Here is a 12,952-nt window from a genome sequence, read left to right as displayed (position 1 = left end):
CGTGTGCGGAGTGACTTGCACCCTCTGCCAAACCGCGCCACACGCAGTTTATGCCGACCCCGCTAGACATCTTATCAAACCAATTTGGACACAATGCTTTTCGTCCCGGTCAAGCTGACATTGTCGATCATATCCTAAGCGGGAAAAATGTGCTGGCTGTGATGCCGACAGGCGCGGGCAAATCCATCTGCTATCAAGTGCCAAGTCAATTGTTCGAGGGGCCGACCGTGGTTATCTCGCCGCTCGTGGCTTTAATGGACAACCAAGCGGCGGGTTTGCGCGCGAATGGCGTCTCCGTTGCCTCCATTCATTCGGGCCAATCTCGAGAAGAAAATGTCGCGCAATGGAAAGAGATTGCTAACGGTCGTACGAAATTGCTCTATCTCTCTCCAGAGCGGTTGATGCAGCCTCGTATGTTATCTGCCATGCGTGCCCTCAACCCCGCTCTTTTTGTTGTCGATGAAGCCCATTGTGTATCGAAATGGGGCCCTGCCTTTCGCCCTGAATATGCCGAGCTTAGCCAATTGAAAGACTTATTCCCGAATGCCCGTGTCGCCGCTTTTACGGCGACGGCAGATGAGGCGACACGTAAGGATATTGCTGACCAACTTTTCGGGGGCCAGGGCGAAATTATTGTTCACGGGTTCGATCGTCCAAATTTAAGCCTGACAGTCGCACCGCTGTCGAACCGAACCAATCAACTCCTAGACTGGATGGAAAACCAGCGCGGCGCGTGTGGGATCGTTTACTGCCTGTCACGAAAAAACACAGAGAAGTACGCCCAGATACTTCGCGAGAAAGGCTATAACGCTTTGCCCTATCATGCGGGCCTGTCATCCGAAGATCGGTTTGAGAATCAGGAGCGATTTCTAGCCGAACCTGCCGTCGTCATTGTCGCGACAATCGCTTTTGGGATGGGTATTGATAAGTCGAATGTACGTTTTGTTTATCACCTGAATTTGCCAAGCTCACTTGAGGCCTATTACCAAGAAATTGGCCGAGCAGGGCGTGACGGCGCCCCGTCCGAAACAGGAATGATTTTCGCGTTAGATGACATTCGAATGCGGCGACAATTTATTGCTGATGGAGGCTCCGCTGCCGAGCATCAGACGCTCGAATACCGTAGGCTCGACGCCCTGTTGGGGTATTGCGAAGCTGCGAAATGCCGCCGCCAAATTCTAATGTCCTATTTTGGTGAAACGTCTGAACCTTGCGGAAACTGCGATGTGTGTGAAAATCCGCCAGTGCTTATCGACGCCACTGATGCCGCGAAGGCTCTATTCGGCGCGGTAGAACAGACGGGACAGCGTTTTGGTGCGGGTCACGTGATATCCGTCGCCAGAGGAGACGAGACCGATCGCATTTTACAATTTGGACATCAGGACCTGCCCGCGTTTGGACAAGCGAAACAGCCTAAACCATGGTTTCAGGGTCTTCTGCGGCAAGCCGTCGCCTTACGATATCTCAACGTAAATATGGAGGCCTACGGTCGGTTAGAGCTGCTGCCTAAGGCCCGAGCCGTGTTGGAGGCGGGAGAGTTATTTCTGTGCAAGGATCCGACAGTTAAGCGGTCCGGCGGTAAAAAAGTTATCCGCGCGGCTGACCGATATCAAAGTGATTTAGGTTCAGGCGATAGCGAATTACTGTCTCGATTAAAGGCGCTGCGCATGGATTTTGCGCGGGAGCTTGGCAAACCAGCTTTTGTCGTTTTTTCAGATGCAACATTAATCGATATGGTGGAGCGCAAACCTAAGACGCAGGAGGAGATGTTAGCGGTAAGTGGTGTTGGACCGAGTAAATATGAACGTTTCGGTGAAGCGTTCTTATCTGAGATTGCAGGCTAACTTGTTCCCTCAATGCAGCTGGCTGGTGCGCTGACGGAGTCGACGCCCGCCTTAAAGTCAAAGTCTGGACGCGCTTCTGGCGCATAACGAAACTCAAACACTACGGCTTGTTCCACAGGTGTACCTTCGCGGGCGGCCGTTTTCTTATCAGCGATATAAATAGGCGAGGGGAATCCCGTTGTCTGGCTGCATACCGATTGTCCGCCGGGAATTTGAGCCGCCTCTCCAAACCGCGCGGCACCACTGATGGTGCCACTGCGGTGAACCGAGATGTCTACGTCACCAATTACCCCTTTGGCTTCCACCCCGAACCCTGAGTTTGACGCGACGAGGAATCTCGAAAGCCCCGGCTCGGAGGTTGGAATTTCTACAGCAGTTACGATTGGCCGCACGTCGAAGACAACACGATTCACGATCTGAGCTGCTGCGGGTAAGCTGGCAAGTTCCGCGCAAACTACCGCCATCATGATATATCGTTTTTTACCATTCAGCATGGTTAAAGCTTTGTTACGATTCTTCATGTGGATCACGCTGCAATCGTCATGCCGTTCGCAATAATGGGCTTCTGTTTCTTTCGTGATCGTTCTGCTTGGCCCTGAAACGACAATCCGCTATGTGCCCGCCTATGCAGACGAATTCACAAACAGCGGGCATACTCTTTTCTGGCGGACAAGACTCGGCAACCTGTTTGGCGTGGGCGTTAGAAAAATTTGATCGCGTAGAAACGATTGGTTTCAACTACGGACAGCGTCACGACGTTGAGATGCGATGCCGATTGGAAGTGCGAGTTGCGGTGCGTGAGGAATTCCCAGGTTGGGCAGACCGTCTCGGTGAGGACCACATTATAAATCTAGCCGGTCTGGGACAAATCAGCGAAACTTCCCTCACGCGAGCTGTTGAAATCGGCGTGCATGGAAATGGACTGCCGACAACCTTTGTTCCTGGCCGCAATTTGATTTTTCTCAACTATGCTGCGGCCTTAGGGTGGCGACGTGGTTTCTCCGATCTTGTGGCTGGGATGTGTGAGGCTGACTTCTCGGGCTATCCGGACTGTCGCAAAGAAACTTTAGATACACAGATGCGCGCGATATCGCTGGGACTGGAGCGCGAGTTTACGCTTCATACGCCGCTCATGCATTTGTCAAAGGCAGGTGCGTGGGACCTTGCCGCGCAACTGGGTGGAGATGCCTTGGTCGAGATCGTCCGAACCAAGAGTCATACTTGCTATACAGGTGTCCATAGCGATCTGCACGCTTGGGGTTACGGATGCGGCGAATGCCCAGCTTGCGAATTGCGGGCGCGGGGTTGGGCTGAATATGCGGACGGTGCACCATGACCTATTCAGTCAAAGAAATCTTTTTGACCGTCCAAGGCGAGGGAGTCCGGGCTGGAACTGTATCCGTATTTCTCCGATTTGCCGGCTGTAACTTGTGGAGTGGTTTGGAGCGTGATCGCGCGACCGCTGTCTGTAAATTCTGCGATACAGATTTTGTCAAAACGGACGGCCTAAGCGGCGGGAAATATACCGCCGCAGAATTGTCAGAAAAAGTCCGCTCGCTGTGGCAAGGCCAGGGCGATTTGGTCGGAGAGCCTTGGGTTGTCTGTACGGGTGGAGAACCTCTGTTGCAGCTTGATCAGGCACTGATCAAGGCTATCCACTGCTGTGGGTTTAAAATTGCTGTAGAGACGAATGGAACAATTGCAGCGCCCGAAGGCATTGATTGGCTTTGTGTTTCCCCAAAAGCAAATGCAGAACTTGTCCAAACATCTGGCGATGAATTGAAACTCGTTTTTCCTCAGGACGAGAACATTCCATCTGATTTTACGCACTTAGATTTCGCTAACTTTTGTCTCCAACCTCGTGACGACAGCTATCTCGGCGCAGAAAAAAAGGCGACGCATACCGACGCCGCCTTTCAATATTGTTTAGAAAATCCAATCTGGCGTTTATCAATCCAAACGCACAAGACGATTGGCGTGCCTTAGGTGGTACCAGCACCAGCCGCTGCAAGTTTCTTGCTGAGACGGTTAGAGAAGCGAGAAAACGCTCGGTTTGCATCACTCCATGTCGCGGCTGTCATGCCAGGTCTCTCATTTAATGACGGATAATAGTCGTAACTTGCGGTGCCTAAAACGTCTCCGCCAGCGGAAACAATCTCAACCGAAACCTCCGCGCCGCCTATACCAAAGCTCTGGTAAGATAGAGAAACGTCGTGGCTTAATTGTTCAAAAGTTGGCCGGTTTGGCTTTGCCATTTCGATTGTGACTTTCAGAAGCGTCGGCGCGTCATCCGAAAGCGAAATGTTCCGTTTTGAAAAATCCTGTACCAACTCATCCTGAATATCTTCGATTAAATATTCGATGGCTTTGTCGCCATAACGCCCATTATTTGCAAAGGCCGCATTGAGGCGGGCCCCGGACCCTCTGTGGGATAAACGTTTGGGAAGATGATTTGCGCGATGCGCCAAATCGTCTGAAACGCCAATTTCAAGTTTTAGCGGTCCCGTGATCGTTGTTCCAATATCCGATTTGAAGCCCCGCGCTTCTGCATAGGCGGGTGTAGCGAGTAGGGCCGCGGCTGTTAAACAGGTCAGAAATTTACGCATGGGTCACTCCTTTTCGAAAAAGAGTGTAACACAGTAACGGGGATTTGCCAAAGGCTCGTGTCAGAGCCCCTTTGGAAATTTAGGAAGGTTTGTTCCCGTGCGCGCTAAGCTGCGACGTCGACAAAGACTGAGAGTACATTTTTTGCCGTCTTGAGACTGGCCAACTCTGCGTCGAGACGAGCGGCATTTACATTGCGCGAAACGGTTACAACTTTTCCAGTCAAATCGACAGCTTGCGTGGTGATCGTGAGCACTTTGGATGTTGTGTCCAACGCGGCATCTGTGATCTTAACGGGGACAGATCCTACATAGTAGACGCCTTTGCCGGTTGCCCAGAGGCCTTTTCCGACCATTTTGGTGCCGCCGACGGCTGTCTTGCCGACGAATTTAGTTGCGTGATAGGCCCCTTTAACAGGAGTTGTCACAACCTTGTGGACGCCGCATCCCGACAGCGCAAAGCCTGCGAGTGCAATCACGGTAATCAGCGGGGTTTTGCGCATTCCTAGGATTCCTAATTCTTTTTCTTTGGGGAACATAATCCGAGTTGCCTGAATAAGAGGTGAAGATTTTTAGCTTCACTGCCCTTCGCGACGCCAAGCCCAAATCACAAATACGAAGAAGAAAGCAAACAGAAACAGTCCGGGAGCCAAAGGTGTGCGGCGACTTTGTGTAACCGTATAGGCGTCATGCGCAACAAGTCCAATCCAGTCAGTGCCCGATGTCGCTCTGCCAGAGCTTGGTCGCTGTATCGCGGGTAGGGTGGACGGGTCTGACCCGACGGAAAATACGCCACCGCCTGTCCCAATGGAAAGCGGCTCCAAAATATCAGGGGTTGGCAGCAAATTAGCATATTCTTTCGGATTGAGAGCACCGACCGCCGTTATCGTGGAGATACCGTCATTCGACAAACGATATGCGCCTTGTCCTGAAAGCGGAATTGTCGCGCGATAGAGCCCTGGCGCGACACGGTCCAGCTCGACGCGACTTTGGGTGCCGTCAGGCGCAGTCACATCGACAGGAGCGTCAACATCATCAAGGGATCGGCGCGTGATGATAATGTCATCTCCATCCCTCACTGCCGATAAAATGTCGGCATCCAATTCAGGTTCGCCCATCAACCAATGGGCTGTCCGGCGGAACATTTCGCGATAGGGACCGCCGCCGTTGTGACCTTTCGCCCAAAGCCAAGCTTGATCACTCATCAACATCGCAACCCGTCCTTCGCGAACTTTATCAATCACGAATAAAGGAACGCCATCGGGACCATCCATTAGAACGTCGCCACTAATAGGGTCATTGTCGATCGCGCGATACCACGGGCCCCAAGATTGATCTTCGGTACCGGCAAAATCTGCGGTTATCGGATGTCGGCGGCCCTTCTCATTCAGTTCAGGCCTAAAGGCTCCGGTAAGAATTTCACCCGTCGGCCGAGAGGGTAAAACATTCACCAAAGGCGTTCTATACAGACTGGCTTGGGTCGCAAAAGCAGGACCTGTCGCGAGAAGTAGTGCGCCACCATTTTCAACATAGCGTGTTATATTTTGATAGTATTGCGGCGGAATGGTAGGACGAGATCGGCCTCCGCGTTGAGGTATGGACCGTCGCTCATATTGATCAAAAATGATTAGATCAAATTCGTCGAGGCGCTCTTCAAACAGTTGGCGTGTTGGGAATGGAATTAGCGAAAGCTCATTCTCACGGGCGTTTCTAAACTTGTTACTGCTCGTCAGGATCGTGAATTGAACCAGGTCGAGCGCGGGGTCTGATTTCAGAAGGTTCCGCCATGCGCGACCGCCACTGTGAGGTTCGCCGGTTATAAGCAAAACGCGCAAGCGGTCTCTAACACCTTGAATTTCGGACACGAAGAGGTTGTTATTCAGCGTGAGTTCGCCCTCAACACTTTCCACATTTAGTTCGACGGTGTTACTTCCGCGACGTTCGATTTCTAACGGTACAGAGAGCGCTCGCCCGATGGTAATTGGAAAACGCGCTTTTACGGTACCGTTTAGTTTCAGTTCGATACGAGCGCGCTGGCCTTCATAGCCCGGATCATCGACGAGAATTTCGAATTCTGCTTGTTCTCCAACAACCCCAAATTTAGGCGCTTTCGTTGCAAGGATACGACGATCTCGGGCATCTGCTGCGCCAATAATGAGGCTGTGAAAGGGAACGCCTTCTGGCAGATAGGTTGAAACCGCATCGGTGATATCGTGCGCGCGCCCATCGGTGAGGGCGACTACCCCTGCCAACCGATCGGATGGCGCGGCAGCGAGTGCATCCGTCAGTGCAGCGGCCAGCAATGTGCCATCGTCATTCTGAGGCACGGATATAGAGATTATATCAAGTTGTCCGTCGGCGCGGAATTTTGCCTTTAGGTCGGCCGAAATAGTGTCGCGCGTTTCACTTCGATTACCGAATGTCATGCTATCGCTTTGGTCTTCGATAACAATAACGGTGTCGGGTAGCGTTTTGCGATCTTCCTCTAACGCTTGCGGATTTAAAACGCCGATGAGCAAAAATAGTCCAGCTGTGAGACGCGTGAATTGACTGCGCAATCGCCCTGCGCCAGCGGCAATAGACGCAATGAAAACTAGGATTGCGAGACCATAGATCCATGGCGTTGGAAGCAATGGATCAAATGCGAGATTTCCGAAAAGGTTTTCCACGATTATGGCCCTTCCGGTTCTGGGTTGGTCGAGGTCTCGCCGGGTAAGGGTAGGTTTCCTGCGCCCAAACGCTCAACGAGAGCGGCCGCATGAACTTGATCGGCTTTGTAATTCCCAGACAGGGCGTACATCGCAATATTGACGCCAAATCGTATCGACATTTCCCGTTGACGCGGGATGTCCTTTTCAAGCTCTACCGCGGCGCCATCGGCATTTGTGACGGCCCAACCTGCCGCCCAGTCATTCGACCCGATAATCACGGGAGAAACGCCGTCGCGTCCGCCAGACCCGGCTTCGCCCGCTTGAACATAAACAGGTCCATTCGCCCAGCGTCCGGCGAAGACTTGGAGCAGGTAGAATGATTTTGTAAGTACATGGTCTTCTGGAATTTCGACTAATCGCGGAATGTCTAGACCCTCAGTGACGCGTTGCAGGCCGGGGTGCGGTTGTCCCGCGCGTAAAACACGATCACCTTCGTCGCCCGTGTCGAAAATCACGGTACCACTGGCGGCCATATAGGCATTTATTTTCAGGCGCTCTGCCGGCGTCAGAGCAGGTGTGTCCCGCCTGATAGGCCAATATAGGAACGGGTACATTTCCAAGGCTTCTGCATCGGGGGCGACTCCATGAACGCCGACGGGTTCAATGGTTGTCCGCCCTGTGAGTTGTTCTTTCAAGCCCTCCATGGCCAATCGCGATAGGTCATCTCTACGGGCATCCCCAGTTTCGATATAAGCGAAATGAAGTCCTGTCGCAGCTTCCAAAATACGGTTGTCATCTTGGGCAGACGTATCCGTTGAGACAAACAGACCCATCGCAATAATCACGGCTAAGCCACGCACCGGCCGCAGATAATTAAGCCGTCCCGAAGCGATTAGGGCAAACAATGCGTCTATAGCTAAGGCAAAGAGTGCTAGGCCGAGAAGACGGCCCATGATCGAGGTATCGGAAACCTCACCATAGGCTTGGATACGTGTTCCACTGGGCACAGTAATATCTTTCACGGTTGTGGCGTCCCGAACAACAGGAAGAGCCCGCGTTCGTGTGCCTTGACGATAGGTGCCTGGAGGCGTGTCGGCAGAGGCTGTGGCCGCACCGAACGCCGCACTATCAATTGTGAGCAATCCCGGCGGCGAGCTTTGCAATCGCCCAAATGCATCAAGCTCTCGGTCTAATGTCCAATCTGCAGTCGTCTCCGTCGTTTCCACCGTTCGGCCCTTAGCGAGTGGAAGGAGGCGTTGGAGCATGTCCACATAAAGACCCGAAATCGCGAGATTGGACCAAGCTGGGCCAGCCGTGACATGGAAGAGGACGATGCGACCTTGCCCCAAGGGGGCACTGGTGACGATGGGACTGCCATCCTCTAAACGCGCCCATGTCCGGACATCTGTTTCGATTCCAGGTTCGGCCATGACCTGTTTGGAGACGGTGACATCATCTGGAATGGCCAGGCCTGCAAAAGGTGAGTCTGTTCCGAAGGCCGCTAATTTCTGCGGGGACTCCCAAGCCAATGCGCCGCCAATGGCGCGATCGCCGCCGCGCAAACGCACGGGCAGCAATTCATCTTGGCGTTTCGCCAGTCGCGGTCCGGCAAAACGAATAAGAATGCCACCCTCTTCAACGAAATTGCGGACGGCATCATCGTCACTTCGTTGGCTATCCGGCATTACCAAAATCGAAGGTTGGAGGCTTAACAGCGTATCCTGATCGCCTTCGAACACATCGGCAAAAGGCAGAAGCGCCTGCTTGGCGTAGAATGGCTCCGTCAGCAGCGGGCTAGACGTGTCTGCATTCGCACGCAGAACCCCAACGAGTGGGCGTCCAAAGCTATCGTCGAGAAGTTTGAAGGACGCCGCGGCGCGCAATCCTGAGACCCGCAATCGCGAAACTTTAGACCGCAACTGAGCGGGCAAAACAAATCTAACTGTGGCCAGATCGGCTCCAGGCGAAAACTGCAAAGTTTCAGACGCAATCACACCGCCACCCGCACCTAACGCATCAATCGTGTGCGTGAGGGGCGTCGTTGTAGAAGGGCGATACCAGTCGCTATCAAAGCCTTGAGCGGTTTCACGAATACCGCTGGGCAGTAGGGTAGGTTGCACCTCAGGCGTAAAAAAAATGGAGCCTTCGGGAAAATTAAAGCCATCGTCAACGATCAGACCTGATGACAAAACGTAAGCGTCAGCATCCGCGTAAAATGCAGGATCAACAGCCTCCCGTGTTCCAACATAATTCACGGGTTGCAGAGATTTTAAAGTTTCAAGAGCTTCTCGTGCAGGACGGTAACCAAGAGCTTCGCTTTGCGACGGGATGAGGCTTACGTCTAGATTGTTACGCTGCGCGTCGCGAACAATACGTTCGGCCTCATCAATCATTTCGTCCCAGACAGGCGCTGAAAATACGCTTTGATCAATGAAGATCGCAGGACGTTTTTGCGTTTGGGTCTGAGAGGATTGTAAGATCGGTTGCGCTAGTGCGGCCGCGACTAACGCGACCATCAACAATCGGAAGAGCAGCAGCCACAGGGGCGTTCCTGCGGGTGTTTCTTCTTCGGCGGTGACGCCCTCTAAAATTCGTAAAGGTGGGAAAACTTGGTCACGTGGTCGCGGCGGACTAATCCGCAAAACCCACCAAACGATAGGAAGTGTGAGAAGTCCGAATAGCACGATAGGTGCAAGGAATGTAAATCCCACAAAGCTCATGTTTGGCCACTTAAAGTTTGGTAAAGTGCATTTAGAGCCATCGTGGCAGGTTCATCCGTGCGGTGGCGAATGAGCGTCCAGCCTAGGCGGGAGGCCGTGTTTGCGATTTGCGCGTTGTGATCTGCGAGACGCTTTTGATATTCCTCGCGGGCGGTTTCTGCCCGACCTAGTAAAAACCGTCGTCCGCTAGCTGGTGCACTCATATTAACACGACCTTTATAAGGAAACGCTTCCTCAGCCGGATCGATTATTTGCAGCATAATCCCTGTCACAGGGCGCCCAGACAGGCGCGACAGACGCCTGCGCCAGTCTTCGACGGGATCGAGAAAGTCAGACGCAATAACCAAGCGGGAGTGCGCCGCAATATCGGCATCCAGCGCGCGTTCATCTGTTTGATCCCGCATCATGGCCTCGGCCAGCCGTTCATATCCGACGCGGCCTGATCTCGCGCGGTCTTGTAAACCGATGAGCGCACAACGCTCGCCTGCCTTCATCAGCAGATTCGCGATTGCGAGGCTTAACACACGTCCGCGATCGGCTTTTGTGGGGAGGGTTTTGTCACTCCCCCACTCCATCCCGGGGCGTGTGTCGGGCCAGAGGTAGACTGTATTGGCGGCTTCCCATTCATTGTCGCGTACAAAGACTTGGTCGCCGCGTGCGGACCTGCGCCAGTCAATCTGGCTGGCAGCGTCAGTTGTTTGGTAATTTCTATATTGCCAGAAAGTTTCGCCTTGCCCTGCGCGTCGCCGACCATGCACACCCGATGCAACAACTGCTGCAACACGCTCTGCTTCGGCGAGTAGCGCGGGGTAACCCTGTGAAAGGGACAGGGCCTGTGTACGAATATCGCGGTGTCGGGCGAGACGCGCCATCTTAGCGGATGCGGTCTTTCAGTGTTTCAATGACGCTTTCTACAGATTGCCCATCAGCTCGTGCCGCAAAGTTCAACGCCATGCGATGTTTTAAGACAGGTTGAGCCAGCGCCAGAACGTCATCAATAGATGGCGACAAACGTCCGTCAATCAGTGCGCGCGCGCGGGAAGCCAGCATGAGGGCTTGTCCGGCGCGCGGTCCTGGACCCCAACTCACTTGGTTGCGAACGCTTTCGATTTCGCTTTGCGCGGGTCGGGCATTTCGGACAAGCGATAGAATGGCCTCGAGCACATTTTCGCCGACAGGCAATTTTCTAACCAAGGCTTGCATCTCGATTAGCTGTTTCGGCGTAATAGCCTTCTTCGCTTTGGCGTCACTCGCTCCCGTCGTGCGCACTAAAATATCGCGTTCCGTTTCGAGCGTTGGAAAATTGACGTCGATGCGCAATAAAAAGCGGTCGAGTTGAGCTTCTGGAAGGGGATAGGTGCCCTCTTGCTCTATTGGGTTTTGGGTTGCGAGCACATGAAACGGTTTTGGCAAGCTGTGCGGAACACCCGCAATCGTCACCATTTTTTCTTGCATAGCTTGGAGAAGGGCAGATTGTGTGCGCGGGCTAGCACGGTTGATCTCGTCTGCCATCAGTAGCTGCGTGAAGACAGGGCCGGGAATGAACCGAAATTCGCGTTTGCCTTTGGCCGTTTCTTCGAGGACTTCTGAGCCCAGAATGTCCCCAGGCATCAAGTCAGGTGTGAATTGAACACGTTTTTCATCAAGTCCCAAGACTGTGCCAAGCGTCTCCACGAGCAGTGTCTTCGCCAACCCAGGTACGCCGACGAGAAGGGCATGCCCCCCTGATAGGATCGCTGTAATAGCCAGCTCGACCACTTGATCTTGGCCATAAACAACCGAGCCGATGTTCTCCCGCGCCGTGCGAAGGCGCTCGCTGGCCACCCCTGCGGCATTTTCTATTGTGGCGGTAATGTCTTGCATCGAATTGGTGGCCTGTGAATAGTGTTCGGGACTCATTTAAACACCCGCATGAAAGCTGATAAAACCATTGTCCACCCCAAACACCTTAAATGGCGGTAAGTCGCAGTTCTCTCTCAAAGATTTGATGGACGCCTTGGCCGACACCTCCGACGATCGCCGGCCTGTTGAGCGCTGGAATCCCGAGTTTTGTGGGGAGATCGATATTGTCATCAAACGCGATGGATCATGGTGGCATGAAGGATCCAAAATCACGCGCAAGGGCATGGTCGAACTCTTTGCCTCTGTTTTGCGTAAGGACGAGGACGGCGTGACCTATTTGGTGACACCCGCGGAAAAGCTGTCCATTACCGTTGAACGCGCTCATTTTATCGCGGTTCGTGTTGACGCGAAAGGTAAGGGTGAAGCGCAGAGGTTATTTTTCACGACAAATCTGGGTGATGTCGTCGAGGCTGGAAAGGACACGCCAATTCGAGTTGAGACGGATCCTGTCACAGGCGAGCCTGACCCGTACGTGGGTGTCTGGGGGCGGCTAGAAGCGGCATTATCCCGACCTGTATTTTATGAGCTTGTAAATTTGGCCGTCGAACGAGAGACTGACGATGGTCCGCAATTAGGCGTTTGGGCAGGCGGTGTTTTCTTCCCACTTGGTCCTGCTGGGTCTCATGACCTTTGATGCGGAACTGACGGGCGTCCGCCGAGCGCTTCTACCGCTTTCTATAACCGATGGAACCGACGAGGTTAAACGCGACGGTCAGCGTGTTGCCGCTGTATTATGTCCGCTGGTCATGAGGTCAGAATGGCAGGTGGTTCTGACTCAACGTCCTGAAACAATGCCATCTCATCCCGGGCAGATCGCGTTTCCTGGTGGAAAGGCGGAAGACGACGAGGCGATCGCTCAGACCGCACTTCGTGAAACGGAAGAGGAAATCGGCGTGGCAAACGCTCATATTGAACTTCTGGGGCGTTTACCGAGTTTCAACGCTGTCAGCCAGTACCGCATTACGCCATTTGTTGGGATTATCGACCCCAATGCCACCATAACGCCCGACCCACGGGAGGTCGAGAGCGTCTTTGAAGTGCCCTTGTCGTTTCTAATGAATAAAGCCAACCACGTCCGCAGAGAGGTCTTTTTTGACGACCAAACACATGTGCTTTTCGATATGCCCTATGATGAACCTGACGGTACGCATCGAAATATTTGGGGAATGACAGCCATGACTTTATATCGCCTTTGGCAACGCGGGTTTGAAGAGGGTTCTGATTGATGAATA

12 protein-coding genes are annotated in these 12,952 nt (G+C 53.2%); 5 read left to right on the top strand and 7 right to left on the bottom strand.

What is annotated here, in order from left to right; all coding sequences use genetic code 11:
* The first annotated feature begins 50 nt into the window (after window positions 1-50).
* Window positions 51-1,844, top strand: a complete 1,794-nt coding sequence (gene recQ / locus IE073_RS05445; protein ID WP_189582345.1) for a DNA helicase RecQ — start codon at window positions 51-53, stop codon at window positions 1,842-1,844.
* On the opposite strand, the gene IE073_RS05440 is transcribed toward recQ, so the two are convergent.
* Window positions 1,841-2,365: a hypothetical protein gene (locus IE073_RS05440; RefSeq protein WP_189582342.1), complete on the bottom strand. Its 525-nt coding sequence runs from the start codon at window positions 2,363-2,365 to the stop codon at window positions 1,841-1,843. The two genes, recQ and IE073_RS05440, sit on opposite strands and share 4 nt — an antisense overlap.
* A gap of 104 nt (window positions 2,366-2,469) precedes the next feature.
* Here IE073_RS05440 and queC point away from each other — a divergent pair, with 104 nt between their 5' ends.
* Window positions 2,470-3,180 (top strand): 7-cyano-7-deazaguanine synthase QueC, encoded by a 711-nt coding sequence (gene queC / locus IE073_RS05435; protein ID WP_189582340.1) that lies wholly within the window; start codon window positions 2,470-2,472, stop codon window positions 3,178-3,180.
* Window positions 3,177-3,830: a 7-carboxy-7-deazaguanine synthase gene (gene queE / locus IE073_RS05430; protein ID WP_189582337.1), complete on the top strand. Its 654-nt coding sequence runs from the start codon at window positions 3,177-3,179 to the stop codon at window positions 3,828-3,830. The genes queC and queE overlap by 4 nt, the downstream gene beginning before the upstream one ends.
* On the opposite strand, the gene IE073_RS05425 is transcribed toward queE, so the two are convergent.
* The 6 genes from IE073_RS05425 to IE073_RS05400 all read right to left on the bottom strand — a co-directional run bounded on the left by IE073_RS05425 (window position 3,827) and on the right by IE073_RS05400 (window position 11,717).
* Window positions 3,827-4,450, bottom strand: coding sequence for a hypothetical protein (locus IE073_RS05425; protein WP_189582335.1), 624 nt, complete (start codon window positions 4,448-4,450; stop codon window positions 3,827-3,829). The two genes, queE and IE073_RS05425, sit on opposite strands and share 4 nt — an antisense overlap.
* A gap of 104 nt (window positions 4,451-4,554) precedes the next feature.
* On the bottom strand, window positions 4,555-4,950 hold the full coding sequence (locus tag IE073_RS05420; protein ID WP_189582332.1) for a hypothetical protein: 396 nt from the start codon (window positions 4,948-4,950) through the stop codon (window positions 4,555-4,557).
* 75 nt (window positions 4,951-5,025) lie between these two features.
* The gene (locus tag IE073_RS05415; protein ID WP_189582328.1) at window positions 5,026-7,116 is read right to left on the bottom strand and encodes a hypothetical protein; all 2,091 of its coding nucleotides are present in this window, start codon (window positions 7,114-7,116) and stop codon (window positions 5,026-5,028) included.
* A 2-nt stretch (window positions 7,117-7,118) separates the two neighbouring features.
* Window positions 7,119-9,818, bottom strand: a complete 2,700-nt coding sequence (locus IE073_RS05410; protein WP_189582325.1) for a DUF4159 domain-containing protein — start codon at window positions 9,816-9,818, stop codon at window positions 7,119-7,121.
* Window positions 9,815-10,690: a DUF58 domain-containing protein gene (locus IE073_RS05405; protein ID WP_189582322.1), complete on the bottom strand. Its 876-nt coding sequence runs from the start codon at window positions 10,688-10,690 to the stop codon at window positions 9,815-9,817. The genes IE073_RS05410 and IE073_RS05405 overlap by 4 nt, the downstream gene beginning before the upstream one ends.
* 1 nt (window position 10,691) lies before the next feature.
* Window positions 10,692-11,717 carry an AAA family ATPase gene (locus tag IE073_RS05400; protein ID WP_233349833.1) on the bottom strand — a complete coding sequence of 342 codons (1,026 nt, stop codon included), beginning with the start codon at window positions 11,715-11,717 and terminating at the stop codon, window positions 10,692-10,694.
* 31 nt (window positions 11,718-11,748) lie between these two features.
* On the opposite strand from IE073_RS05400, the gene IE073_RS05395 reads away from it, so the two are divergent.
* The gene (locus IE073_RS05395) at window positions 11,749-12,354 is read left to right on the top strand and encodes a DUF1285 domain-containing protein (protein ID WP_233349831.1); all 606 of its coding nucleotides are present in this window, start codon (window positions 11,749-11,751) and stop codon (window positions 12,352-12,354) included.
* Window positions 12,344-12,946 (top strand): CoA pyrophosphatase, encoded by a 603-nt coding sequence (locus IE073_RS05390; RefSeq protein WP_189582319.1) that lies wholly within the window; start codon window positions 12,344-12,346, stop codon window positions 12,944-12,946. Before IE073_RS05395 ends, IE073_RS05390 begins: the two co-directional genes overlap by 11 nt.
* Window positions 12,947-12,952 lie beyond the last annotated feature (6 nt).

The organism is Litorimonas cladophorae (assembly GCF_014652455.1).
In the GTDB taxonomy this organism is placed as follows: Bacteria; Pseudomonadota; Alphaproteobacteria; order Caulobacterales; family Maricaulaceae; genus Litorimonas; species Litorimonas cladophorae.
The sequence above is the reverse complement of the archived record's forward strand: the minus strand, read 5'-3'. Positions and strand labels throughout refer to the sequence as shown.